Below are 26,362 nucleotides of genomic sequence, written 5' to 3'. Positions count from 1 at the left end.
TTTATTTTATCATATTTAACACATAAAAAAATACAGGCATCCAAGTGCCTGTATTCTTTCTTATTTCGCTATTAATTTCAATGCCGTCTGTAATTGTAAATCGTTTTCTCCAGAACGGATTTTTTCAATAATTTTATTTTGAATTACTTCAGCTGTCTTTTTATCAAGTTGCCCTGTTGCTTCCATCTCATTCGCATTTTGGAATGCTTTTAGTGCTGATTCTGTCTCTTTGCTAAAGTATCCATCTTCACGTCCTGGTACATATCCTAAGCTCTTAAGCATTTCTTGCGCGTGTTTTACTTGTACATCATTTGAATTGTATGAAAGTGTCTTTTCAATTTGAATTGGTGTCGCATGATAATAATCTGGTTGCTTCACTTCTACAGTTGGCGCGATTCCTTTTTTATGAATCCAATTGCCATCTGGTGTTAACCATTTAAACATTGTTAATTTAATATTGCTGCCATCTTTAAATGGAACAGCCTGTTGAACAGTACCTTTACCAAACGTTTTTTCACCAATTAAATCGTATCCTTCTCCTTCTTTTAGCGCACCAGCTAAAATCTCTGAAGCAGAAGCACTTCCGTTATCAATTAATACTGAAATTGGATATGGCTTTCTCTCTTTCAGTTCCGTAGAGAATTTCTTCTTCTCACCATTTCGCTGTTCTACTTGTAGCATTGGCTTTTTATCTGTCATGATGTCTCCTAGTATATCTTCTACACTATTTAAATAACCGCCAGGATTACCACGCACGTCAATAACTAAGCCTTTTATGTTTTTCTTCTCTAGCTCTTTTAACTGATCCTTAAATTCTTTCGCAGTATTTTCAGCGAAAGAAGTAATTTGCATATAACCGATATCTTTTCCGCTATCTTGCTTTACGGAACTAAATACAGTGAAAATCGGAATCTTTTCACGCTTAATTTTAAATTCTATCGGATCAGCCACTCCTGCGCGCTTAATTTCAATTGCAACAGTCGTTCCTTTTTTACCACGAATTTTTAATACTGCTTCTTCACGTGATAAATCTTTCACACTATTTCCATCTACAGATAAAATTTGGTCATTCGGTTTAATTCCTATCTTTTCTGCTGGTGAACCTTTAATTGGCGATACGATAATAAGCTTACCGTCCGTCTTGTTCACTTCAGCTCCAATCCCTTCAAGTTCAGGATCCAGTGACTGACTAAACTGTTTTGCCGTTTCTTTATCCATATACGTGGAATAAGGGTCCTTCAGCGTAGACAACATTCCCTGTATCGCACCTTCGACTAATTTGTCGTCTTTCACGTCTTCCACATAACGTGAATCAATTAGTGCATACGCCTCATTAATCTTTACTAAATTTCCTTGCGCTGTGCCAGCATTACCATTCGATACTGTTTGTGTTACATACGCTGGGTTTATCCCAAACCAGTACATACCACCAAACATCCCGCCAGCACCAATTAAAAATGCAACAACCATTCCAATAATTGCAACTCTACGTTTCAATGCGGAATTCCCCTTTCCAGAACACACAGGTGGTGTAGCAAAAGGCATCACACGATGTGTGATGCCTTTACCTATTTCTACTATATGATAAGCTTGTACGAATTATGTTTGCAACTTTTTATACTTTTAAGAAGCGACGAATTGACATTACACTTCCCCACATACCGATTAATGCACCGATTAACATTAATAAACCAGCTAATTGGAATACGAATGGGTTGTATGGTAGAAGCTCGAAAATTGTTCCGCCAAGTTTTTCATTAAACACACCTTGCAACGAATTATACATAACTAAAATTAGGCCAATTGGAATAATTGATCCTAATACTCCTAGGAATAATCCCTCTAACAAGAACGGCCAACGAATAAACCAGTTTGTTGCACCAACAAGTTTCATAATTTCAATCTCAGTACTACGAGCATAAATTGTAATTTTAATTGTGTTAGAGATTAAGAACATCGCTGTGAATAGAAGACCCGCAATTAACGCAATCCCGATGTTACGACCAGTTTTTACAGTATCAAATAATTTTTCAACTTGACCTTTACCGTATTGAACATTACTTACAAACTGCATTTTCTCAATCTTTTTCGCAATTGTTGCCGTATCTGTTGGTTCTTTCGCCTTTACAACAAATACGTTTTTCAGTGGGTTATCTTGCTCAAATAACTCGAACGTTTTTCCACTATCGCCTAAGCTTTTAATTAAACGTTTCAACTCTTCTTCTTTAGAAGAATATTTAATAGAATCTACTTTCGCAATTTTACTCATATCTTCTTCTAATTTCTTTTGATCAGCCTCTTTTGCTGCTGGATCAACATGCACACGAATTTCTACATCTTGCTCTACTTTCGTCGCAAAATGGTTCATATTCATAATCGCTGTCAAAAAGACACCTACAAGTAATAATGTAACTGTTACTGCACTTACAGAAGCAAATGTCATCCATCCGTTACGGGATAGATTTTTCACACCTTCTCGCAAATGTCGACTAAGGGTTTTAGCCTTCATATCCGTATCCTCCCTCAATCTCGTCTCGAACAATTCTTCCGCCTTCAATTGCAATTACACGATGACGAATTGTATTTACGATATCTGCGTTATGTGTCGCCATAACAATCGTTGTACCACGCTCATTAATACGTTTAAAAATCTTCATAATATCAAGAGCTGTTTCAATATCTAAGTTACCTGTTGGCTCATCGGCAATTACAACCTTTGGCTTATTTACAATCGCTCTTGCAATCGCCACACGTTGTTGCTCTCCGCCCGAAAGCTCATTTGGAAGTGCATCGGCACGCTCTTCAAGACCAACAAGACCTAACACTTCTGTAACGCGCTCACGAATCGCTTCCTTCTCTTCTTCAATTACTTCTAAAGCAAACGCAACATTCTCATATACCGTTAATTTAGGTAGCAATTTAAAATCTTGGAAAATTACGCCTAATTGACGACGGAAATACGGAACATCTCTTTCTGCTAATGTTTCAATTACAAGTCCATTTACATTAATTGATCCTGTAGATGGCTTCTCTTCACGATACATCATTTTAATAAATGTAGATTTTCCGGCTCCACTCGGTCCAACTACGTATACGAATTCACCTTGTTTAATGTTAACTGTGAGACCAGCAATGGCTTTCATACCATTTGGGTACTCCTTATAAACATTCGTCATTTTTATCATTATTTATCACCCAATACTTAATGATTTTTTTCGAAATACTTTTCTGTACATTTGAAAATAAAAGAACAACCTTTATTTTCGCTCGACCATTCTTGTTGAAGGTAGCTTCCATACATGCTCTTTATTAGCAACGCTACTCTATGTAATATATTTCATCAAAATTCTACAAACCCCATTGTAACATCAATCGGTTTCCAATTCGGATACAGTTTTGTTACAGTTCTGTTACATCCCAAGAAAAGGTAAACGAGCTCATGTAATTACTTAACCCGAAGCACTTTTCGGTCAAGTTATACAATCAGCTCGTTTATTAATTACGTTTCTTATTTATGCTCCGCTAACCATTCAGCTACTTTTTTTGCGTCTTCACCTTGAATAAGTCCAGGTGACATTGAGCCGCGACCTTTTTTAATAATTTCTTCGATATCTGCAGCGTCATACTTACTGCCTACTTTTCTTAAATCAGGTCCAGTTGCTCCTGATAAATCTTTAGCATGACAACCTATGCAACTTTTTTGGTAAATTTGCTCTGCGCTATCTGTGCTTGCAGATTGTTTTGATGGTTTACTCTCTTCTTTATTTCCACATGCTCCTAAAGCAAAAACGACTGATGTCCCCAGCGTAATAGCCAACAATTTCTTTTTCACTTCTATCGCTCCCCATTGTTGATATTCTTTTCATTCATAACTAGGCAATAGTTTTCATAACACATTCAATATTCATTATAAGCATTATCTTTATATAGAAAAACTAAGGTGTATTTCATATTTTTTACAAATATAGTGAGAAGCCTAATGAAATAAGCTTTCATAAATTGTTTCAATTCTGTGAACACCTTAGAAAGTTCTATAAAGAGCCTTTTTCTCCAATCAAAACTGAGAAATTCTATATAAAGTCCTACTCTATTACCACTTTGTTTTACTATTCTCTACCTTTTACAAAACAATATACAGCATTGTATTCTACATATAATCTCATCAAAAAGAGAAGTTGTCGTTTCCAACTTCTCTTCCTCTTTATTTCATCAATATAAATAAGATAAGCCTCTTTATATCCTCTTGGACCTCAACATGTGCCAACAATTCTGTTGGCTTTTTCTCTTATTAAATACGAGAACGTAAATACGCATCAATAAACGGATTAATTTCTCCATCCATAACTGCTTGTACGTTACCAACTTCTGTATTTGTACGATGGTCTTTCACAAGAGAATACGGGTGGAATACGTAAGAACGGATTTGGCTTCCCCATCCAATTTCTTTTTGCTCTCCGCGAATCTCATCTAATTGTGCTTGTTGTTCTTCTAATTTCTTTTGATATAATTTCGCTTTTAGCATTTTCATCGCATGCTCACGGTTTTTAATTTGAGAACGCTCTGACTGACATGTTACAACCGTGTTTGTTGGTAGATGAGTTATACGAACTGCTGAATCTGTCGTATTAACGTGCTGTCCACCTGCACCACTTGCACGATACGTATCTATTTTCAAATCTTCTGTACGCACTTCAATTTCAACTTCATCATTGAATTCAGGTACAACTTCACAAGATACGAACGATGTATGACGACGACCTGAAGAATCGAACGGTGAAATACGTACAAGACGATGTACACCTTTCTCCGCTTTCAAGTAACCGTAAGCGTTATGACCTTTAATTAATAATGTAACACTCTTAATACCAGCTTCATCGCCCGGTAAGTAGTCAACCGTTTCTACTTTAAACCTACGTTTTTCAGCCCAGCGCGTGTACATACGTAATAACATCGAACCCCAGTCTTGTGACTCTGTTCCACCTGCACCTGGGTGTAATTCTAAAATAGCGTTATTTTTATCATAAGGATCGCTTAATAGTAACTGCAGCTCGTACTCATTCATTTCTTGAATTAAAGTTTTCACTTCAGATTCTAGTTCCTCATGTAAATCTTCATCATACTCTTCTTTAAGTAAGTCATGCGTCATTTCTAAGTTTTCGAACGTCTCATCTAACTGACGGAACCTTCCAACCATATCTTTCAGCGCATTCGCTTCATTAATTACAGCTTGTGCGCCTTGTTGGTCATCCCAAAATCCTGCGCCCATCATCGTTTCTTCTAATTCTGCAATTTGTTTTTCCTTAGTAGGAAGGTCAAAGAGACCCCCTAAAAGCCGCTAATCTCTTAGCCATTTTTTCTAATTCTTGCCTAATTTCTACTAATTCCATTTCCTTCACCTCTATGTAATTGCTGTTACTTTCATATGAAAACAAGGGAAACTCTCTCCGCTTATTACGGAGAGAGTTTAATCCTTTTCATTATACATTTTTGATGTAAAAATTTGCAAAGCAGTCTAAACTACAGTTTCTTATTACTGCCCAATGCCACAACAGTTTTTATATTTCTTGCCACTACCACATTTACATAAATCGTTGCGTCCCATTTGGTCACCTTTTACAACCGGTTTTTTCTTCGCGTCTTCGCCATCGCTTGATGGATGAACAGCTTCACCTTGAACAACTTCTTGACGCTCTAAGTTTTGCTCAATTTCAGCTTTCATAATGTAACGAGAGATTTCCTCTTCAATAGAAGCGATCATCGACTCGAACATTGCGAATCCTTCCATTTGGTATTCACGAAGTGGATCGATTTGTCCGTAAGCACGTAAATGAATACCTTCACGAAGATGATCCATTGCATCGATATGATCTGTCCATTTCGTATCTACAACACGGAATACAACAACCTTTTCGAATTCACGCGTCTGCTCTTCAGGTAGAAGCTTCTCTCTTTCATTATAACGCTCTAACAATTTCGCGATAATTGATTCGCTCATTTCTTCTGGAGCAAGGCGACGTAACTCTTCTTCTTTTACATCTCCTTCTTCAAGAAGGTTTGTATTTAAGTAATCGACAAGACCTTTAATGCTCCAATCTTCTTCGATTTCTTCTTGCGTATGAAGTGCAACAGCACGTTCTATCGTAGATTTCATCATACCTTCAATAATACTGCGTAAGTTCTCTGAATCCATTACTTCTTGACGCTGTTTATAAATTACTTCACGTTGTTGACGAAGTACATCGTCGTATTGCAATAGTTGCTTACGTGCATCATAGTTATTTCCTTCCACACGTTTTTGTGCAGATTCTACAGCACGAGAAACCATTTTACTTTCGATTGGCTGTGAATCATCCATACCAAGACGATCCATCATCGCTTTCATATTGTCAGAACCGAAGCGGCGCATTAGTTCATCTTCCATTGATAAGTAGAACTGTGTTACACCAGGGTCCCCTTGACGACCAGAACGACCACGTAACTGATTATCAATACGACGGCTTTCGTGACGCTCTGTACCGATAACTGCTAGACCGACGTTTCTAATATCGTCGCCTAACTTAATATCCGTACCACGACCAGCCATATTCGTCGCAATTGTTACAGCGCCTTTCATACCAGCTTCTGCAATGATATCTGCTTCACGCGCATGGTTTTTTGCATTTAAGATATTATGACGTACACCTTTACGTGTTAACATTTTTGAAATAAGCTCTGACGTTTCAATTGCAACTGTACCAACAAGAATAGGTTGCCCTTGCTTATGACGATTTACAATATCCTCAACAACTGCATTGAATTTACCTTCCATTGATTTGAAGATTAAATCAGCACGATCATCACGAATAATATCTTTATTCGTTGGAATTACGATAACATTCATATTGTAAATACTACGGAATTCTTCTTCTTCCGTTTTCGCTGTACCAGTCATACCAGATAATTTTTCGTACATACGGAAGTAGTTTTGGAACGTAATTGTTGCAAGCGTCATACTTTCATTTTGAATTTCTACGCCTTCTTTTGCTTCAATAGCTTGATGTAAACCTTCGCTATAACGACGACCTTTCATAAGACGGCCAGTGAATTGGTCTACGATTACGATTTCGCCTTCTTGTACAACATAATCTGTATCAAGGTGCATAACAACATGTGCACGAAGCGCCTGATTAATATGGTGAAGAAGTGCTACATGTTTTAAATCGAATAAGTTATCGATATGGAAAGCTTTCTCAGCTTTCGTAATACCATCTTCTGTTAACATTACATTTTTCGTTTTCACATCAAATGAATATTCTTTTTCATTTTCTAATGTACGAACGAATGCATTTGCAAACATGTATAGCTCTGCTGATTTTTGAGCTTGTCCCGAAATAATAAGCGGCGTACGTGCTTCATCGACTAAAATAGAATCGACTTCATCGATGATAGCAAAATTAAGTGGACGCTGAACGCACTGCTCTCTATATAACACCATGTTGTCACGTAAGTAATCGAACCCAAGCTCGTTATTTGTGCTATAAGTAATATCAGCAGCATAAGCAGCTTGTTTCTCTTCACGTGACATACTATTTAAGTTAATCCCTACAGTTAAGCCAAGGAACTCATGAAGTTGTCCCATTTCGCTCGCATCACGTTGCGCTAAGTATTCATTGACTGTAACAACGTGAACGCCTTTTCCTGTTAATGCGTTTAAATATACAGGTAAAGTAGATGTTAACGTTTTACCTTCACCTGTTTTCATCTCAGAGATATTTCCTTCATGTAAGGCGATACCACCCATTAGCTGTACGCCATATGGACGCATTCCAAGAACACGATTCGCTGCTTCACGAACAACCGCAAAAGCTTCAGGAAGTAGATCATCTACTGTCTCACCTTTTGTCAGACGTTCTTTAAATTCAATCGTCTTTCCTTTTAATTGTTCATCAGTTAGCGGCTTAATAGATGATTCTAATGCATCAATTTGCTCCACTGTCTTCTGCATACGTTTAATTTGGCGTTGGTTGACATCAAATACCTTTTTTAAAATACCGATCATAGGAAATACGCTCCTCTTTTATTAAAATAAAACTTCCGATTGCTTTCTTTTTCTCTTTACAATCAGTCGTTATAAAAATCAAATTTATGTTATGCCAATTTTTCTCCTAATTAAAAAACTAAAATGTATAAACCTAATGATAATTGTAACACTTGTCTTATAACTATGACAACAATCGTCCAAATGTCGAGCCATAGATTCAGAAAAAGTTTTTATTTTATTTTATTTTTTCCAACAAACTACTATCTCTTCGTTACAAATTTTGTATTAAATCTAAGTAGTATTCTTTCAAGTTCTCTTTTAAAGAAGATGGCTCAATTATTTTTATAGTTTTACCAAAACTAGCTAGATATGAAATGATAAAGTTGATTTCAGCAGGCTCATAAGTTCCTATTAAATATGTATCTTCACATTCTTCCCATAATTTCATCGAAGGATATTGTTGTTGCTTGAATATCTCTATCCCCCTCGCAGTAATTGAGCATTTAAATTGAATAGCTTGTTCAGTTGCCTTCCAAAGACTATGTGCGTTATGTATATTTATATTTTCCAAATCCAGACTATCCTGAGCATCTACCATTTCTAACGACCTAATACGATCACAGCGAAACACTCGATAAGTCGCTTTATCTAAATCGTAAGCCTGACAATACCAATAACCTTTCATTGCATAAATCGAAATCGGCTGAATACGGCGCATTGTCGTTTGTTTCGGCGTTACATAATTTATAGTTAAAGCCCTATTTTGAACAGCAGCTAACAAAATCTCTTCTAGATAACCACATTCATGTGCTTGTTCCAAATGAAAAAAGGATACTCTTTTTTGCAAGTTTTCAATTTGCTCACGCTGTTTTGACGAAACACTATCTAAAAATTTCTGATTAATGGAACGAAACGAGATTTGAAAAGGAATACTTACAAAACTACTTAGTGCCTGCATTGCAAAATAAAGTGCAAAAACTTCATGATTTGTAAATGAAATCGGTGGTAATGTCATCGTTTTTATTAAACGATACCCTCCATACCGACCATACTCTGCAAAAAGAGGTACACCCATTTCCTCTAATGATGCAATATCACGTAAAGCTGTCCTTTTTGAAATTTGAAATTCATCCATTAAATCTTTCAATGTGAATATTTGTTTTTGATTAATAAAACGTAGCATCTGATTTAAACGCTCAACTTTTTTCATAAACTCTCCCTATAGGTGCCACATATTGGCACCTTATATTTGTATAGTAATAAGTGTAAACATATATGAAGGAGGCAATACAATGAACTTTGAAGTAATCCCTTTTTTATCATTAAATGGGCAAGGTGCTAAAGCAATTGCATTTTACGAACAGTATTTAGACGCAAAAGTTTTATTTAAAAAGAATTATAAAGAAATGAAAGAAATAGATCCGAATTTCACGTATAAAGAAAGCCAGGAACATTATATTACCCATTCCGTTTTACAAATTGGCACTAATAAAATTATGATTGCAGAACAGGCAGTGGATTCCACACGCCCTTGGCAATTAAGTAATAGCTCATCATTATGCATTCAATCTAAAGATTTCCAAACCATTGAAGCACTCTATCACAATCTAATTCAACATGATGAGGTTTATATTTTAACACCTTTTGAAAAAAACTCCTTCAGCCCTGGTTACGCCATTGTGCGAGATCCTTTTGGAATAGTAATACAATTGACCGTTACAAAACATGACTTCTAAATTTCATTACGAATAAGCCATTTAAATTCATATCAATATTACAAGATAGGAAGGCAAAAACATATAAAAAAGCGCAGCCATTTCGGCTGCGCTTTTGAATGATTATTTAGTTTCGATTAAACCATATTTCCCATCTTTACGGCCATATACAACATTAGTTTCATTTGTATCAGCATTTGTGAAGACGAAGAAACTATGTCCTAGCATATCCATTTGCAAGATCGCTTCTTCAACGTCCATCGGTTTTAAATCGAATCGTTTTGTACGTACAAGTTCTAATTCATCCTCTTCTACCGCATCCAGAACAGCTACTGCTTCTGGAAGGATAAAGTTAGTTTTCACAGAACCTTTCTCACGTAATTTACGGTTTACTTTTGTTTTATGTTTACGAATTTGTCGCTCAATTTTATCAACTACTAAATCAATCGCAGCGTACATATCGCTATTTGTTTCTTCTGCACGAAGTAATAAATCTGTAAATGGAATTGTTACCTCGATACGTTGCTTGTCAGAGTATACTTTTAAATTAACCTTAATCTCTGGGAATGTATCAAAATAACGCTCTAATTTACTTAGTTTTTTCTCTACATATTCCTTTAATGCTGGAGTTACTTCAATATTTTCACCACGAATGTTGAATTTCATAGATGAATTCCTCCTTTCAAGCCTATGTACTATAATTTCGACATTGGCTTAAAAACTCCTTCTAATTTTTTTGAAAAATTAGTGGAATTGCGATTTTTTTATCGTTTTTTGTTGAAATGAAAAGATGCATCGTTTCTATCTTTATTTTATCCTATTAACATCATGAATAACGAATGTAACTGTGGACAATTAGTTACAGAAAAGAAACAACTTTTTGACAACTTACCCACAACAAAAAAGCCCTTGTTACGAGCAAGAGCTTTCGCCATCTATATAATGCTGTTAAAAATACAGCTCTATCTTTTCCAAAAACTTAATTTTTACAGTTTCACAACATTAGCCGCTTGTGGCCCACGTGCTCCATCAACAATATCAAACTCCACTTGTTGACCTTCTTCTAACGACTTATACCCATCTTGTTGAATAGCAGAAAAATGAACAAACACATCGTCACCATCCTCACGCTCAATAAACCCAAATCCCTTTTCTGCATTGAACCATTTTACTCGTCCTTGCATGTTCATTCCATTCCCTTCACTCTTAAAATCAGGGCATTCGCCCCATATTCTGACTATAGCGAATGACAAGACTGTAAGTCAAAGAAGACCTGTCGTCTTTTTATTACCCCTTTCGACATTCACATATTAACCTCTACAAAGCGTCAAACAAGAAACCTCTCTCGCTCCTCGATCATACAAAAGGCTTCCAATTTGCCTAACAGTAATTCCTGTCGTATACACATCATCCACGATTAAAACATGTTGCTCATGAAACATCTCTTCTCCCTGAAAATAAAAAGGATTAACTCCCGATATCCTTTCTTTACGCTTCTTCTTACTTTGTTTTTCTGTTTCTATTCTTCTTAATGATGTACAAAACATTTTGATAGGCAAACAAGAAGCTAGTAACTCCGCTTGATTAAAACCACGCTCGTATTCTCGCTCTTCACTAAGAGGAACAGGAATGGCAACTGAAACATTCGCAAAATATTTTTGAAAAAGACTTCGAAAAGGCTGATGAAAAATATGCACTAATTCAGCATCTCCTCGAAATTTAAACTGTGCTAATATTTCTTTCATCGCTTCATCATACACATACAACGAACGATTTATGAGAGGCGGAAACCCCTGCTCGTTCGTCCACCTTATGCAGTCCATACAAATATCCCCGTTTTTATATTCAGCTGGTACAAGTTCTAAAGGCCGACCACACTCCTTGCAAATATCTCCTATAATATAGGAAAGTTTTTGTTCACATCTATCACATATATACTTTTTATGAAGCTTAACAAAAAAAGTGTACCAACTAATCGCATATGAAATATACTCATCACAAAGTAGACAATGCATCAATCTATCAATCCTTGTTCTTTAGCATTCTTATTCATACTTTGAATATGTTTTTTCGCACGCACCATCGCCTCTGTCTTTCCATAATGAAAATAGATAACATCTCCATGCGGTTCATCAGAGCTTCTACCAGCACGCCCTGCAATTTGAACGAGAGCACTTTCTGAAAATATTTCTTCCTCAGCTCCTAAAACTGCAACTTGTAAATTTTTCACAGTTACTCCTCGTTCCAAAATCGTCGTTGTAACTAATAAAGGGATTTCTCCTTTTCTGAAAGCTGCTACCTTCTCTTTTCTCGCCGAATCTTCTGCATGCACACCGTCAATTTGATTGTTTAATGATTTTAATAACTGGCTAATTTCTTCTACATATCGCACATGAGGAACAAATAGAAAAATGGGGTATCCTTTCGATAAGTACAGATTTAACCATTGTAATAAAGCACGAGGAATTTTTTTACGTATAAGACCCTTTTTCCAATTTCCGCACCACCGAAATATCGGAACTGGCAATGGATGACGATGGTATCGCCCTGAAATAATAACCCCTTTTTGCTTACCACTTCGCAACTTACGCTTCCACTTTTCATCTGGAGTTGCAGTTAAATAAATACGTGCTGCCTTCTCTTTCATCGCTTCGTTTACTGCATACTGCAACATCTTATCTGCATGATACGGAAAAGCATCTATCTCATCTACAATCATGACATGGAACGCCCTATAATAACGTAACAATTGATGTGTAGTTGCAACGATTAACGCTGCATCTTTTTCTCGGTCTAAACTCCCTCCATATAAAGCAGCTACATTTATATTTGGAAACACTTCTTGTAATCTTGGTGCTAATTCAAGTACAACGTCCGTTCTCGGCGTTGCAATACAAACCCTTTCTCCCTTTTGTAGTGCCTCTGCAATTCCGCGAAACAACATTTCTGTTTTTCCAGCCCCGCATACCGCCCAAATAAAAAATGATTCTTTCTGCTTAACAGCGTCAACGACACTTTGCGCAGCTAACTCCTGACCGTCAGACAAAATGCCTTCCCACTGTAACGGATTCAAATAACTTTCTCCGCTTATTTCAGCAATCCCGCGAACAAGTACAGTACATTCACTTACCCTGCCCATCGTTATACATTTCCGGCAATACGTACATACTTCATTGCACCTTTTACATAGCAATGATACAAATAGTCGCTGCTCTATATTTCCGCAGCGCTGACACATATATTTTGAAGACTTCTTAATTACCCCTTGTACACAAACGACGTCTCGATTCCTTTTCAGATGATCCAATTTATTCTGCAAATCTGAAGAGAGTTCTTCTAACAGTAACTGTCTACCAGCTAACATCATCAATAGCCACCTCCAGCACTACTATAAATCCTTCTCTTTATCTCGTAAAAACTCAAAAAAGCCGATAACCTACTTATAAAATAGTAAGCTATCGACTTTATACACGTTTTTTATTCAGTTATAAACCCTAGAATCTACCGTATCCTAAGAAATGTTTTTGGTTGTAGCTACTGCTTAAGCTAGCGTAAGCAATCCCTTTATCACCTGCATGAATCATCTGGTCGTTACCAACGTAAATACCGATGTGAGATGGACCGTCTTTATAAGTATTTTGGAAGAATACTAAATCTCCCGGCTGCGGGCTACTTACTTTCGAAACTGAATTCCAATATCCATTAACATCTTGACGTCCTACACCAAATACGTAAGAAATGAATCCACTACAGTCAAAACCACCGTTTGATGGAGATGCACTTGCCCAAACATATGGCATACCTAAGTATTGTTGCGCTTTACCAATTACGCTAGGAGCCGGAGTTGGACCTGGTACTGGCTCTGGTTTTTTGTTTTCTTGTTTAGGTGTCTCTTTTTTAGGCTCTTCTTTTTTAGGTTCTTCTTTTTGAGCTTGTCCAGCATTGTTTGCTGGTGCAGCTTGTTCTGCAGGCGCTTGCGCTGGTGCAGCTTGTTGAGCTTGTGCTTCTTTAGCAGCTTGTTCTGCTTGTTTTTGAGCAGCAGCTTCTTGTGCCGCTTTTGCTTGCGCTTCTTCTTCCGCAATACGTTGTAATTGCAGTGCTTGTTTCTCAAGATCTTTCAATTGACCTTCCGTACTTGTCATTGTAGTTACAACTGTATCCATTTTACCGCTTAAATCGTTTACTGCTGTTGCTTTTTTCTCTTTTTCAACGTCAAGTTCTTTCTTAGCAGTTTCAATTTGAGCTTGTGCTTCTTTTAATTCTTTTTGTTTTTCTTTTACTGTCTCAACATCTTTTTTCACGTTCGTTTGATCTTCTTGTTGTGTTTTCATGATATCTTCGTCAGATTCCATAATTTTAGACACAGAAGCTAAACGATCAACTAAATCTGCAACGTTTTTAGAGTTTACAAGAACTTCTGTTACAATGTTCGTATTTGGCTGTTCTTGTAGTGCAACTAAACGTTTTCTTAATAACTCTTCACGTTTTGCAATCTTTGTTTGTAGTTCTGCAATATCTTTATTTTTATTTTCGATTAATTGCTCAGTATCAGAAACTTTTTTTGTTGTTTCATCAAGTTTTGAAGCGTTCTCTTGAACAGACTTATCCAAACCTTGGATTGTTTTGTTTAAGTCATTCATTTGTTTTTGTAATTCATCACGTTCTTGTTGTTGTTTATGTAAAGTATCATTTTGTGTGTTAATTTGTGATTTCACGTCAGAAATTTTATCTTCTGCAAATACATTTGGTGTTAGCCCAGAAAACATTAACCCTGCAACTAATGCGCAAGATGCCATTTTTAGCTTTTTCATTTTATTTTTTACACCGCTTTCTTTTTTCATTTTCCGTATATAACCTATTAAAATTTATACCATAATTCGGGAGTTTTTTTGCTAATGTTACGGTTTTGTAAAATAAATGTAATATTACATTTATCTCTATAGCAAAGTATATCTAAATTTGTATATATATGTAGAATTTCAAGAGCCTTACACCGTTTTTTATAGGATTGAAAAAAAACGTAAGGGAACCCCTTACGTTTTGAAAATACTACAATATGAATGAAATAGAAACGTTACTTCATCCATTTTTCAGCCCAATTTTGGACCTCATCCATAACACTTTCCAACGCTTTCCCTTTATCAGTTACACCGTACTCGATTCTAACTGGTACTTCTGGATAAACATTACGAACTACAATACCTTCGCCTTCTAATTCCTTTAAACGTTCTGACAACATACGATCGCTCATATTCGGTATAATATCTGCGATTTCTCTGAAACGTTTCGGCTCTTCGAGCAAAGATTTAATAATTAAGCCAGTCCATTTCTTACTAAGCATTGTAAAAGCTGACTCAAACTTTGGACATAAACAAGAATTATGCTCCATATGTTTCACCTCTCTTCTATTATAATATAGTTTCTTGTAAAAAGTAAGTAATAAAACTTTCCTCATTATTTAATTTTACATACATTTTACCATTTCCAAATATTAACTTGTCAAATCCCCGTAAAATACCCGTAAAAAAACCCTCTTCAAGTAAGAGAGCTTTTATATCTTTATCACTTCGTATACCAACCTAAACCAAGCGCACCTTCACCTAAATGCGTCCCAATTACAGCTCCGAAATAACTCGTACGAATTGTAACATGAGGGTATATCACTTCTAATTCTTGTTTCCATTCATTAGCTTCCTCTTCACGATTCGCATGAATAATAACAGCTTCCATAGGCACACCTTTATTTGCCTGCTCATCAAAGATTTCAACGATACGCTTTAACGCTTTTTTACGCGTACGAATTTTTTCGAATGGAATAATTACTTTATCTCTAAAGTATAATACTGGTTTTACTTGTAACAAACTACCAATGAAAGCTTGTGCACTATTTAATCTTCCACCACGTTGTAAATGATGTAAATCATCCACTACAAAATAAGCATCCATCGTTTGCTTCATTTCATCAAAGCGAGCGATAATCTCTTCTGGGGCTTTCCCTTCACTTACTAATTTCGCCCCTTCACGCACGTAAAACCCTTGTACTTCACAACTAATTTCAGAGTCGTACGTATATACATCAATACCATCTACCATCTGTCCAGCTGCCGTTGCTGTTTGATATGTACCACTAATTCCACTGGAAAGGTGAATGCTAATAACTGCATCATATTCTTTAGATAACTCTTCATATAACTCTAAAAACTTTCCAATTGCTGGCTGCGAAGTTTTCGGAAGTTCTTCTTGTTCACGTACTTTTATATAAAAATCATTTGCTGAAACTTCAGCCTCTTCTTGATAAGATTCCGTTCCAAACACAACGTTTAATGGAATCATATATATATTGAGTTCGTCACGAATATGCTTCGGTATATATGCTGTACTATCGGTAACAATAGCTGTTTTCATTTTCGTACCTGCCTTATAAAAAATTTTTATCCCCTAATTTTACACGAAAACTAGAAAAGGTGCATCCATACATAAAAATGCCGGCTAGAAACTACAATCACTCGCTCGACAAATTACAACAAAAAGATAAAATACTCACCAAAAATTTCAACATATTTGTAAAAAATGTTTGAATATAAAAACGCTCGCTTTTAAAATGTAAAGTACTAGTTATTTTGAAAGATAGGGGCGTATACCATTGTTATTACAATATTTAACAATAAAAGGCTATGGAGAGCACGAAATTGTGATTCAAAAATCAAGATTCATTTGCTATGTAAATCGCGCCACAACGGAAGAGGAAGCTCAAGCATTTATACAAAAAATAAAAAAACAGCATTGGAATGCAACACATAATTGTTCCGCATATTTAATCGGTGAACAAGATCAAATTCAAAAGGCAAACGATGACGGCGAACCGAGCGGCACAGCTGGTGTACCTATGTTAGAAGTATTAAAAAAGCGAGGTCTAAAGGATACTGTCGTTGTCGTCACGCGCTATTTTGGTGGCATTAAACTTGGTGCTGGTGGATTAATTCGCGCATATGGAAAATGTACAAGTGAAGGACTTAATCACGTAGGTGTTGTTGAGCGAAAACTAATGCGCGTTATGGAAACAGAAATTGATTACACATTGCTTGGCAAAGTTGAAAATGAATTACGTAATTCAGAATATAACATTAAAGATATACGTTATCTAGAAAACGTCACATTCGATACGTATGTAGAAGAAAATCGAAAACAAACATATACAGATTGGATGATTGAATTAACAAACGGGAAGTGTACAATTAAAGAAGGAGATATGTTGTACTTAGAACAAGGTGTTATCTAAGAATAGCTAACGTCTCGCCTTTAAAGATTAATGTAGTGAATTAATTCCCTACAAATGAACTAAGGAGATTATATATGGAAGAACGTTATAATCATCTCCAAAATAGCAGAATAAAAAAGAAACGTAGAAGAAAGTTTTTCTTCTTTCTTATTTTCGCATTTTTATTTGGTAGCGTAGGACTTTATATGTTAAATTCCTACTCTTCTCTCATGGGGATGTACAGTGGATTTAGCCGTGAAAAATCTAAATTACGAGCAGCAGATGTGGAAATCACAAAAAAACCTTTCACAATACTCATTATGGGTATTGAAGATTATGCAACTGACGGTCAAAACGGTCGAACAGATTCACTTATGTTCGCGACAGTTAATCCAAACTCAAAAAAGGTTTCACTTATGAGTATCCCGCGCGATTCTCGTGTTAAGATTGTTGGCAAAAATAAAGAAGACAAAATTAACGCTGCTCATGCTTACGGTGGAGAAAAAATGACAGTCGACACCGTCGAAGAGTTTTTAAAAGTTCCTGTTGATCATTATATTAAAATTGATTTCCAAGGATTTAAAGGTATCGTTGATGCTGTTGACGGTATTACCGTTGATGTCCCCTTCGATTTTTGGGAACGCTCTGACGTGGATTACTATAAAAAAATCCAATTTAAACAAGGTCAACAGAACTTAAATGGTGAAGAAGCACTCGCATACGTCCGTATGCGAAAGCAAGATCCTAACGGTGATTATGGTAGAGCTGCTAGACAAAGACAAGTACTGGCTGCTGTTGCCCAAAAGCTAAACTCTGCTTCTACCGTATTTAAAATTAAAGATTTAACAAAGGTAGTTGGAAAATATATAAAAACCGATATTCCTATTTCAGACGGACTTGCTCTTTACAATAAAATCTCTGGATTCGACCCTTCTACAATACAAACGTTAAAACTTGAAGGAGAAGACAGAAAAATTGGCGGTATTTATTACTTCCTTCCAGATCCAATCAGTGTAGAGACTGTACGTAACGAAATTGAAAAGGAAATAGGAGAAAAAGCAAAAGTTCCAACAGAGACTACGAAAAATGAGAATACAAATTCCGATTCAAATTCTAACTCCAGCGCAAAAGCAAAGAAGGAGCCGAGTGAGAACAAAACACCACCACCTCCTCCCCCTTCTACAAATGCTCATGCAGAGTGGATTATGAGAAATCAGCAATAATAAAAAAGAGCCAAATCAAATACGATTTGGCTCTTTTTTCATTTCCCACGATTGGTGCGAGCTAATAATCAGTGGGATAAACACCCCATTGATTAAAGTTTCACTTTACTTCTTAAAGTGTTGTAAAATCGCTTCTACAATACGCTCAGACGCACGGCCATCACCGTAAGGGTTAGATGCTTTCGTCATCTTATCATGAGCTTCTTTATCAGATAACAACTCATCAGCAAGACCAAAGATTGTCTCTTCATCTGTTCCTGCTAATTTCAACGTACCTGCTTCGATACCTTCTGGGCGTTCCGTCGTATCACGAAGGACAAGGACTGGCACACCTAGTGATGGTGCTTCCTCTTGTACACCACCAGAATCAGTTAACATTAAGTATGAACGAGCTGCAACGTTATGGAAATCAATTACATCTAACGGCTCAATTAAATGAATACGGCTATGCTCGCCTAAAATATCATTCGCTATTTCGCGAACAACAGGATTCATATGAACAGGGTATACAACTTGTACATCTTCGTGCTTATCAACAAGACGCTTAATTGCACGGAACATATTGCGCATTGGTTCTCCTAAATTTTCACGACGGTGTGCTGTCATAAGTACAAGACGATCATTTCCAAGTTTCTCTAACACCGAATGGCTATAAGTTTCTTTTACAGTTGTCTTCAGTGCATCGATCGCTGTATTTCCTGTTACGAAAATGCGTGACTCATCTTTATTTTCTTTTTGTAAGTTCGTTGCTGATTTTGTTGTAGGTGAGAAATGAAGATCCGCCATTACACCTGTTAGTTGGCGATTCATCTCTTCTGGATATGGAGAATACTTATCCCATGTACGAAGTCCTGCTTCAACATGTCCTACTGGAATTTGATTATAGAAAGCAGCTAAGCTTGCAATAAATGTCGTCGTTGTATCACCATGCACAAGTACGATATCAGGCTTCGCTTCTTTCATTACTTTATCTAAACCTTCTAAACCACGTGTTGTAATATCGATTAACGTTTGACGATCTTTCATGATATTCAAATCGAAATCTGGCGTAATTCCAAAGATATTTAATACTTGATCTAACATTTGACGGTGTTGTGCTGTTACAGTCACAATTGATTCAATCTTTTCTGGATGCTTTTGCAACTCTAATACAAGAGGTGCCATTTTAATTGCTTCTGGTCGTGTCCCGAAAATTGTCATTACTTTTAAACGTTCAGTCATTTCATTGCCTCTTTTCTTTCACTAGTTAAAACTTCTATTATCGCATATAAAAATATGCATGTGAAAATACAGTTTTTAACGCGCCTGAGAAACATTACTATTACAGACGTCTTTTCGCCCAACTGAGTAATAATCTAATCCATGCTTCTCGGCATCCTCATTAGTATAACAATTTCTCCCATCAAATAGAATAGGTTCCCTCATAAGCTGTGCATACTTTTCTAGCGGATAATTTCGAATTGATTCCCATTCTGTTACGATAAAAGCTGCATGCGCCTCTCTAATCGATTCATCTATACACTCAGCGTATCGTATCGTATTTCCAAATAAACTTCTTACATTTTGAATAGCTTGCGGGTCATATAAAACCACATCCGCACCTATATTAATTAATTCCTCTATTATAATGAGAGATGGCGCTTCCCTAATATCGTCAGTATTCGGTTTGAATGCTGCACCAAGAACCGCAATTCGCTTCTTCTTCATATCTATAATTTTCTTCGCTTTTTCAACTAACAACAACTGTTGTTTATTATTCACTTCAATGACTGCTTTCAACAAGCGAAAATCATGAGAAACATTCCCTGCAATTTGCACAAGTGCTTTCGTATCTTTTGGAAAACAAGATCCTCCATATCCGATGCCTGCATTTAAAAAAGATGCACCAATTCTCTTATCCATCCCCATCCCTGTAGCTACATCTACTATATCTGCACCCACTTGCTCACATATATTAGAAATTTCATTAATAAAACTAATCTTCGTAGCTAAAAAAGCATTAGATGCATATTTAATCATCTCAGCACTTCGAATATCTGTAATATACGTTTGTAAGCTTAATTTGCTGTACAAATTCTCTACTTTCCTTGCAGCTTCTTCACTACATGCTCCAATTACGATACGATCACCCTGAAAAAAATCATAAATACCAGAACCTTCTCTTAAAAACTCTGGATTCGATACAATATATAATTCATGTCTACCTTGTAGTTTATCCTCAATCCATTCTCTCATTACATCATTTGTCCCTACAGGAACCGTACTTTTCGTAACAACAATAATATCGTTATTCACATATGTTCCAATATCATCACAAGCGCTACGAATATACGTTAAATCTGCTGTTCCATCTAATAAAGATGGCGTTCCAACTGCAATAAATATAAACTCTACATCATTAAATGCCGCTGATTTACTTGCTGTAAAAGTTAAATGATTATTCTCGTATGCTTCATTTATTAATTCATTTAATCCACATTCATAAATAGGTAACTCGCCTTGTTTAATCCGTTCAATTTTCCCACTATTTATATCGAAACATGTGACTGAATGTCCCAATCTCGCCAATCCTACTCCTGTAATCAATCCAACATATCCGGTACCTATTATCGTAATTTTCATTTTCTTTTCGCACAGGAATATACATAAGAAAATATACGAATACATAGAACTCCCCTGTGCTTCCCCCTCTCACACTAAGAATGAGAAAACTCTTTCACTTCTTTATTATATGAATCGTTTTTTTATTATTTTTTAAGATTTTGTAAAGTTAAATGATGCAATATATACAAAATGTAAATTCCCACAATTTAACACGGAACTTACTCATTTTACGTGCAACACTTATAATACTGAAACAAAAGTCATCGCTATATGAGAGGAGAGTACAATGTCATATTACAAGCCACAATATGAAATCAACCTTCTCAAAGGACACAACATTCCATATCCAATTGTCATATATTCTATTCACTCCCCTTTACAGTCAAAAGAAAAAAAGATTGAATTCTAATCTTTTTGTGATACCATATGTTATGAGCCTGTAAACAAACATCATAATTTTCAGATAAATACGATTGAAAAAATTACGTTAAACTATAAAGGGTGGGGTATTAATGGACTCACAAGTGATTTATGCCATTTTGGCATCTTTCATCACTGTACTCGTCGTTACTCCTTTAGTTATTAAATTAGCTTTCAAAATAGGAGCAACAGACAAGCCAAATGCGCGTAAAGTACACCAAAAAATTATGCCTCGTCTTGGCGGGTTAGCAATTTTCATCGGTGTAGCCGTAGGATTTGTTGTCGGTGGATTGTACGAACAAAGAATGTTATCGATAACTTTAGGTGCTATCATCATTGTTATCATCGGGATTTTAGATGATATGTACGAACTATCTGCGAGGGTAAAATTCGGTGGACAACTATTAGTTGCCATCATGATTGTAAAAAGTGGATTATTAGTGCAAGTATTATATATTCCAATTCTTGGAGATACTGAACTCGGATGGCTTGCTTATCCAATTACTGTATTTTGGATTGTAGGTATTACAAATGCCATCAACTTAATTGATGGATTAGATGGATTATCCGCAGGGATTTCATCTATCGTACTTGCAACGCTAGCATACATGGCCTTCACTAGCCCATGGGGTACTGGAGCAGCTATTATATTACCTCTAGCACTGATTACATTAGCAAGTACAATTGGATTTTTATTCTACAACTTCCATCCAGCAAAAATTTTCATGGGAGATACAGGAGCACTATTTTTAGGATACTGTATTTCTGTTATATCGTTACTTGGATTATACAAAAGCGTAACGTTATTCAGTTTTATCGTTCCAATCATTATTTTAGGTGTACCTATATTTGATACGACATTTGCAATTATCCGCCGTATCGTAAATAAAAAGCCTATTTCAGCACCTGATAAATCGCATTTACATCACCGTTTGCTTGCAATGGGATTCTCTCATCGTAAAACGGTACTAATTATTTACGCATTGGGTATTTTCTTTAGTGTAAATGCAATTATTTTCAGTAGTGCAACATTATGGTTATCCATTATTCTTCTTTTCATTTTAATCTTCTTTACAGAAATCATTGCTGAAGTAATCGGTCTTGTACACGAACGTTACAAACCAATTATTTCCTTCTATAAAAAAGTGAAAAAACGCGAAGACTAATTGTAGTATAGCCTTTACTATTATGAAATATTCAAATAGCATCCTCTTTTCATAAGAGGATGCTATTTTTTATTTTTTAATCCTTATTCCCCATTTCCAAAATATAGATTGTTTGAGAGTGCCTCTATTGGAGAAAGATATACGTATAACGAAAAAAGTATCAAATTTTCATTTTTACATCTTGATTGTCAAACTGAGGGTGAATGTTATGATCAAGCGATTACTTCAATGTATAATTTTATTTTTAACTATTACTATGTACGCATCATCGAATACAAAAGCAACTACAGACATTCAAGTAAAAGATTACCAAAGTACTCAAACTACCTCTCCTACAACAAAAATTGCGTACTTAACATTTGATGACGGACCAAATAAATACACACCACAAATTTTAAATATTTTAAAAGAGAAGAACGGAAAAGCAACTTTCTTCGTTATTGGCGGAAAGGTGCCACATTATAAAAAAACGATGGAGCGATTGATTAAAGATGGACATTATATCGGTCTCCATAGTATGTCGCATGATGTAAAACGTCTTTATACTGGCGATCCATCTGTTTTAATTGCAGAAATGGAGCAAACCCAAAGCATTGTCCAGCAAGTTACACATTTAAATACACATCTCGTTCGGGTCCCATACGGTAGCATGCCTTACTTAAAAAAGAATTACCGTGACGCACTCGTATCGGCCCAGTATAAAATGTGGGATTGGACAATTGATACATATGACTGGAAAAGCTATGATAATCCTTCCGCAATACTAGAAAGAGTACGAAATCAAAGCGATGAACAAGTAGAGGTTATTTTAATGCATGATTCTAGTGTCACAGTGCAAATACTCCCAAAAGTAATTGATTATTTACACTCACAAGGATATAAACTACTTCCCTACAATCCATCTTCACATCTCGAAGTGAATTTTTGGAAAGACACAAGATTGTAACAGCTTTAGTGCCTATGTACTAAAGCTGTTTTACCCCGCGTTAACGGGCAATTGGTGAAGGCTAATAATCAGTGGGAATGAACAAAAACCCCACTGATTAAAGTTTCACTTTATTTTTCTCTTCCCACACTTCTCATTTTTGTGTAAAATTTTAAATAGTGATGAAGTTTCGAGGTGAATAGAAATGAAACGAATAGATCTCATTTTTAACGCAATACAAAAAGGGAATTATACAGAAGGTATAACAGCATCAGAAATCGCTACGCTTCTACAGTTAGACCGTGCAAATGTTAGTAGCGATTTAAACAAGCTTGTGAAAGATAATCGTTTATTAAAAACGAGTACACGCCCTGTCCGTTTTTATATAGAAACGAACTCTTCATTGGAAACGCATTCAACAAAGGGCACTTCATTAGATACATTTGCTATTGAAAATACAAGCCTAAAAATTGCAATTGAAAAAGCAAAAGCTTCTATTCTCTATCCTCCAAACGGTATGCATACTTTATTACTTGGAGAAACAGGTGTCGGAAAATCGATGTTCGCTTCTTTAATGCACGAATACGCAATTGAAGTGGAACAACTTCCAAAAGATGCACCTTTTATCGTCTTTAACTGTGCTGATTATGCAAACAATCCACAACTACTACTTGGACAGTTATTTGGGATAAAAAAAGGAGCTTACACAGGTGCCAGTGATCAAAAAGGGTTAATTGAAAAAGCACATGAAGGAATCCTCTTCTTAGATGAAGTACATCGCCTTCCTCCAGAAGGACAAGAGATGCTCTTCACATTTATTGATCGCGGAGTATACCGCCGCCTTGGAGAAACGGAAAATGAACGTAAGGCACGAGTGTTGATTATTACTGCAACAACCGAAGAACCGAATTCATTTTTATTAAAAACATTTACAAGACGTATTCCGATGACCGTTACGCTTCCACCACTTCGTGAGCGAACACATAAAGAACGGTTTGCTTTACTACAGCTATTTTTCACAAATGAAGCAATTCGTCTAAGGAAAGAGATTCATGTTAGTCCAAATACAATGCGTGCTTTCGTCTTTTACAATTGTCCAAATAACATCGGCCAATTGAAAACGGACGTACAAATTGCCTGTGCGAAAGCTTATTCTGATTTCGTAACAAAAAAACGTGATTCTGTCTGTGTTTCAAGTACAGATTTACCTTGGTATATGAAAGAAGGATTATTTATTGAAAGAAAGAGCCGTCATCTATATCAAATACCAAATGAAACATTTGTATTTACAGGTGATGAAGGTTGGAGTAAACATACAATAAAACCCGAAGGAAGTCGCTCTTCTATTTACGATTATATTGATTATAAATATGAAGAACTTCAAGCACGCGGCATTGAAGAGGAAGAATTAGAATTACTAATAGAAAATGATATTCAAAGCTTTTTCGTCCAATACTTTAACCAAATATCTAAAAAAACAAGTCATGAAAATGTTTTTAAAATTGTGGATCGTAATATCGTTTCCGTATGTGAAAAAATTGCGGAACTAGCTGAAAAATATTTATCTAAAACTTTCGATGAAAAAGTATTTCTCGCTTTAAGTTTACATGTACAGACAACTCTACAACGTTTACAGGGCGGGAAACAAATTCACCACCCACAATTAAATCAAATTCGTACGAAATATAAAGAAGCTTTTTCCGTAGCTATGCAATGTATTCAGCTATTAGAAGAAGAATTACAAATAACAATACCTATTGATGAAGCTGGCTTTTTAACAATGTTCTTCGTTGTTGATCCAATTCCTGCCTCACAAACAGAAGTAAAAGTATTAATATTAGCACACGGTAATGGTATCGCAACAGAAATGGCAAACGTTGCAAACGAACTTCTCGGTATTGATGAAGTAACTGGTATCGATATGCCCTTGCATGAATCACCAAAAGACTTCCTAGAGCGTGTTAAAGTGTATATGAAAACACTTCAAAATGTAAACGGGCTTCTCTTACTTGTTGATATGGGGTCTCTCGCTTATATTGGTGATATATTAGAAACTGAATTCAAAATCCCTGTACGTGTTCTTTCCATGACGAGTACACCACACGCACTAGAAGCAGCTCGAAAAGCTCAGCTTGGCTATTCATTAGATGCACTATACGAAACAGTGAAGAACTTAACGCCGTTCTATTTAAACGTACAGGAAGAAAAGAAAAAGCCACTATCGCCAATGAAATCCGTGATTTTAACAGCTTGTTTAACCGGCGAAGGAAGTGCTTTAGCAATTCAAAAAATGTTAGAGAACTATTTACGCTTTGATAAAGACTTAATTGAAATTATTCCGATTAGCATCGTTCATGAAAAAGATTTAACGAAAATGATCGAGAACATAAAAAAAGAGCGTAATATCATTTGTATCGTCACGAATTTCGATATGCAAATACCTTGCTTAACATATCATTTCCAAGACATTGTGAACTACACAGCTATTCAACCAATTCAAGAATTGATTACGTATGAAGAAACATATGCAAAAATGGCTGATATTCTTGAACAACAAATGCAGCGTAACGATGGAGCATTACTTATTAAAACAATTCGTTATGCGTTAAATACAATTCAAGAATTGATTTCTTTACAGCTAACTCCCGACAGTTTAATGGGTGTGATTTTGCATATGAGCTGCATGGTTGACCGTCTTCAAAAAGGCGAAAGTCTCCTCCCTCATCCTGATAAAGAGAAACGAAGACAAGATGAGTACTGGATGTATATGAAAGTGAAAAAAGCATTGCAACCTATTGAAAATACATTTGAAATACAAATCCCAGATGACGAAGTATTTTATATAATGGACTTCTTCATTAAAAACCAGCCTGTAAAAAATTAAACTAGGCAGTTTTTTAAATATATCGACCGTAACGCGGATTATATCAGCGATTTTTTAAATATATCGGCGTAACCCGGATTATATCAGCGATTTTTTAAATATATCGGCGTAACCCGGATTATATCAGCGATTTTCAAAATATATCGA

The 26,362-nt window shown here is 35.9% G+C and carries 22 protein-coding genes; 6 read left to right on the top strand and 16 right to left on the bottom strand.

Annotated features, from left to right (window positions below; all coding sequences use genetic code 11):
• Positions 1-60 precede the first annotated feature (60 nt).
• The 7 genes from ABH959_RS09050 to ABH959_RS09020 all read right to left on the bottom strand — a co-directional run bounded on the left by ABH959_RS09050 (position 61) and on the right by ABH959_RS09020 (position 9,230).
• A complete protein-coding gene (locus ABH959_RS09050) occupies positions 61-1,497 on the bottom strand; it encodes a S41 family peptidase (protein WP_444992483.1) in 1,437 nt (478 codons plus the stop codon).
• A gap of 118 nt (positions 1,498-1,615) precedes the next feature.
• On the bottom strand, positions 1,616-2,509 hold the full coding sequence (gene ftsX, locus ABH959_RS09045) for a permease-like cell division protein FtsX (RefSeq protein ID WP_002089596.1): 894 nt from the start codon (positions 2,507-2,509) through the stop codon (positions 1,616-1,618).
• A complete protein-coding gene (gene ftsE, locus ABH959_RS09040; protein ID WP_002016128.1) occupies positions 2,499-3,185 on the bottom strand; it encodes a cell division ATP-binding protein FtsE in 687 nt (228 codons plus the stop codon). Before ftsE ends, ftsX begins: the two co-directional genes overlap by 11 nt.
• Before the next feature lie 323 nt (positions 3,186-3,508).
• Positions 3,509-3,832, bottom strand: coding sequence for a cytochrome c551 (cccB, locus tag ABH959_RS09035; RefSeq protein ID WP_002089600.1), 324 nt, complete (start codon positions 3,830-3,832; stop codon positions 3,509-3,511).
• A 456-nt stretch (positions 3,833-4,288) separates the two neighbouring features.
• Positions 4,289-5,387 (bottom strand): peptide chain release factor 2 gene (gene prfB, locus ABH959_RS09030; protein WP_100248371.1). Its coding sequence is split into 2 segments (ribosomal slippage): positions 4,289-5,314 and positions 5,316-5,387, totalling 1,098 coding nucleotides; the frame shifts between segments, so codons are not numbered across the junction.
• 143 nt (positions 5,388-5,530) lie between these two features.
• On the bottom strand, positions 5,531-8,038 hold the full coding sequence (gene secA, locus ABH959_RS09025; RefSeq protein ID WP_002034761.1) for a preprotein translocase subunit SecA: 2,508 nt from the start codon (positions 8,036-8,038) through the stop codon (positions 5,531-5,533).
• 253 nt (positions 8,039-8,291) lie between these two features.
• The gene (locus ABH959_RS09020; RefSeq protein WP_113936256.1) at positions 8,292-9,230 is read right to left on the bottom strand and encodes a helix-turn-helix transcriptional regulator; all 939 of its coding nucleotides are present in this window, start codon (positions 9,228-9,230) and stop codon (positions 8,292-8,294) included.
• A gap of 82 nt (positions 9,231-9,312) precedes the next feature.
• Here ABH959_RS09020 and ABH959_RS09015 point away from each other — a divergent pair, with 82 nt between their 5' ends.
• Complete coding sequence (locus tag ABH959_RS09015; protein WP_002139133.1) at positions 9,313-9,756, top strand: VOC family protein; 444 nt, start codon at positions 9,313-9,315, stop codon at positions 9,754-9,756.
• Between the two features lie 102 nt (positions 9,757-9,858).
• On the opposite strand, the gene hpf is transcribed toward ABH959_RS09015, so the two are convergent.
• The 7 genes from hpf to ABH959_RS08980 form a co-directional block, all read right to left on the bottom strand.
• Positions 9,859-10,401 carry a ribosome hibernation-promoting factor, HPF/YfiA family gene (gene hpf, locus ABH959_RS09010; protein ID WP_002034758.1) on the bottom strand — a complete coding sequence of 181 codons (543 nt, stop codon included), beginning with the start codon at positions 10,399-10,401 and terminating at the stop codon, positions 9,859-9,861.
• Positions 10,402-10,721: 320 nt separating this feature from the next.
• Positions 10,722-10,919, bottom strand: coding sequence for a cold shock protein CspC (gene cspC, locus ABH959_RS09005; RefSeq protein WP_001990088.1), 198 nt, complete (start codon positions 10,917-10,919; stop codon positions 10,722-10,724).
• 126 nt (positions 10,920-11,045) lie between these two features.
• Complete coding sequence (locus ABH959_RS09000) at positions 11,046-11,750, bottom strand: ComFC family protein (protein ID WP_107887211.1); 705 nt, start codon at positions 11,748-11,750, stop codon at positions 11,046-11,048.
• Complete coding sequence (gene comFA / locus ABH959_RS08995; RefSeq protein WP_404492547.1) at positions 11,750-13,099, bottom strand: ATP-dependent helicase ComFA; 1,350 nt, start codon at positions 13,097-13,099, stop codon at positions 11,750-11,752. Before comFA ends, ABH959_RS09000 begins: the two co-directional genes overlap by 1 nt.
• Positions 13,100-13,229: 130 nt before the next feature.
• Positions 13,230-14,576: a C40 family peptidase gene (locus tag ABH959_RS08990; protein WP_113936253.1), complete on the bottom strand. Its 1,347-nt coding sequence runs from the start codon at positions 14,574-14,576 to the stop codon at positions 13,230-13,232.
• Positions 14,577-14,809: 233 nt separating this feature from the next.
• Positions 14,810-15,124: a winged helix-turn-helix transcriptional regulator gene (locus ABH959_RS08985; RefSeq protein ID WP_002089608.1), complete on the bottom strand. Its 315-nt coding sequence runs from the start codon at positions 15,122-15,124 to the stop codon at positions 14,810-14,812.
• Positions 15,125-15,297: 173 nt separating this feature from the next.
• Entirely contained in the window at positions 15,298-16,140 is an 843-nt protein-coding gene (locus ABH959_RS08980) for a DegV family protein (RefSeq protein ID WP_113936251.1), read from the bottom strand.
• 238 nt (positions 16,141-16,378) lie between these two features.
• On the opposite strand from ABH959_RS08980, the gene ABH959_RS08975 reads away from it, so the two are divergent.
• Together ABH959_RS08975 and ABH959_RS08970 are read left to right on the top strand one after the other, a co-directional pair.
• Positions 16,379-17,014, top strand: a complete 636-nt coding sequence (locus ABH959_RS08975) for a YigZ family protein (protein ID WP_404492497.1) — start codon at positions 16,379-16,381, stop codon at positions 17,012-17,014.
• Positions 17,015-17,088: 74 nt separating this feature from the next.
• Complete coding sequence (locus tag ABH959_RS08970; protein WP_404492496.1) at positions 17,089-18,216, top strand: LCP family protein; 1,128 nt, start codon at positions 17,089-17,091, stop codon at positions 18,214-18,216.
• 105 nt (positions 18,217-18,321) lie between these two features.
• Here ABH959_RS08970 and wecB read toward each other — a convergent pair whose 3' ends face one another.
• Positions 18,322-19,437 (bottom strand): non-hydrolyzing UDP-N-acetylglucosamine 2-epimerase, encoded by a 1,116-nt coding sequence (wecB, locus tag ABH959_RS08965; protein ID WP_002034751.1) that lies wholly within the window; start codon positions 19,435-19,437, stop codon positions 18,322-18,324.
• A 75-nt stretch (positions 19,438-19,512) separates the two neighbouring features.
• The gene (locus ABH959_RS08960; RefSeq protein WP_404492495.1) at positions 19,513-20,883 is read right to left on the bottom strand and encodes a UDP-glucose dehydrogenase family protein; all 1,371 of its coding nucleotides are present in this window, start codon (positions 20,881-20,883) and stop codon (positions 19,513-19,515) included.
• A 449-nt stretch (positions 20,884-21,332) separates the two neighbouring features.
• Between ABH959_RS08960 and ABH959_RS08955 the strand changes: the two genes are divergently transcribed.
• The 3 genes from ABH959_RS08955 (at position 21,333) to ABH959_RS08945 (ending at position 26,215) form a co-directional block, all read left to right on the top strand.
• Positions 21,333-22,406, top strand: coding sequence for a glycosyltransferase family 4 protein (locus ABH959_RS08955; RefSeq protein ID WP_002068377.1), 1,074 nt, complete (start codon positions 21,333-21,335; stop codon positions 22,404-22,406).
• 208 nt (positions 22,407-22,614) lie between these two features.
• Positions 22,615-23,352, top strand: a complete 738-nt coding sequence (locus tag ABH959_RS08950; RefSeq protein ID WP_107887206.1) for a polysaccharide deacetylase family protein — start codon at positions 22,615-22,617, stop codon at positions 23,350-23,352.
• 184 nt (positions 23,353-23,536) lie between these two features.
• The gene (locus ABH959_RS08945) at positions 23,537-26,215 is read left to right on the top strand and encodes a sigma-54-dependent transcriptional regulator (RefSeq protein WP_107887205.1); all 2,679 of its coding nucleotides are present in this window, start codon (positions 23,537-23,539) and stop codon (positions 26,213-26,215) included.
• Positions 26,216-26,362: the final 147 nt, after the last annotated feature.

Origin of the sequence: Bacillus sp. RC51, from assembly GCF_044908115.1 — a bacterium.
Lineage (GTDB): Bacteria > Bacillota > Bacilli > Bacillales > Bacillaceae_G > Bacillus_A > Bacillus_A mycoides.
The sequence above is the reverse complement of the archived record's forward strand: the minus strand, read 5'-3'. Positions and strand labels throughout refer to the sequence as shown.

Bases quoted from the DNA above. Each gene is read 5' to 3' on its own strand.
- cspC (WP_001990088.1), bottom strand. From the start codon at position 10,919: ATGCAAGGACGAGTAAAATGGTTCAATGCAGAAAAGGGATTTGGGTTT.
- ftsX (WP_002089596.1), bottom strand. From the start codon at position 2,509: ATGAAGGCTAAAACCCTTAGTCGACATTTGCGAGAAGGTGTGAAAAAT.
- ABH959_RS09000 (WP_107887211.1), bottom strand. From the start codon at position 11,750: ATGCATTGTCTACTTTGTGATGAGTATATTTCATATGCGATTAGTTGG.
- ABH959_RS08950 (WP_107887206.1), top strand. From the start codon at position 22,615: ATGATCAAGCGATTACTTCAATGTATAATTTTATTTTTAACTATTACT.
- ABH959_RS08960 (WP_404492495.1), bottom strand. From the start codon at position 20,883: ATGTATTCGTATATTTTCTTATGTATATTCCTGTGCGAAAAGAAAATG.
- ABH959_RS09015 (WP_002139133.1), top strand. From the start codon at position 9,313: ATGAACTTTGAAGTAATCCCTTTTTTATCATTAAATGGGCAAGGTGCT.
- ABH959_RS08990 (WP_113936253.1), bottom strand. From the start codon at position 14,576: ATGAAAAAAGAAAGCGGTGTAAAAAATAAAATGAAAAAGCTAAAAATG.
- ABH959_RS08985 (WP_002089608.1), bottom strand. From the start codon at position 15,124: ATGGAGCATAATTCTTGTTTATGTCCAAAGTTTGAGTCAGCTTTTACA.
- ABH959_RS08955 (WP_002068377.1), top strand. From the start codon at position 21,333: ATGGACTCACAAGTGATTTATGCCATTTTGGCATCTTTCATCACTGTA.
- comFA (WP_404492547.1), bottom strand. From the start codon at position 13,099: ATGTTAGCTGGTAGACAGTTACTGTTAGAAGAACTCTCTTCAGATTTG.
- secA (WP_002034761.1), bottom strand. From the start codon at position 8,038: ATGATCGGTATTTTAAAAAAGGTATTTGATGTCAACCAACGCCAAATT.
- ABH959_RS08980 (WP_113936251.1), bottom strand. From the start codon at position 16,140: ATGAAAACAGCTATTGTTACCGATAGTACAGCATATATACCGAAGCAT.
- ABH959_RS09020 (WP_113936256.1), bottom strand. From the start codon at position 9,230: ATGAAAAAAGTTGAGCGTTTAAATCAGATGCTACGTTTTATTAATCAA.
- ABH959_RS08945 (WP_107887205.1), top strand. From the start codon at position 23,537: ATGAAACGAATAGATCTCATTTTTAACGCAATACAAAAAGGGAATTAT.
- ftsE (WP_002016128.1), bottom strand. From the start codon at position 3,185: ATGATAAAAATGACGAATGTTTATAAGGAGTACCCAAATGGTATGAAA.
- ABH959_RS08970 (WP_404492496.1), top strand. From the start codon at position 17,089: ATGGAAGAACGTTATAATCATCTCCAAAATAGCAGAATAAAAAAGAAA.
- wecB (WP_002034751.1), bottom strand. From the start codon at position 19,437: ATGACTGAACGTTTAAAAGTAATGACAATTTTCGGGACACGACCAGAA.
- hpf (WP_002034758.1), bottom strand. From the start codon at position 10,401: ATGAAATTCAACATTCGTGGTGAAAATATTGAAGTAACTCCAGCATTA.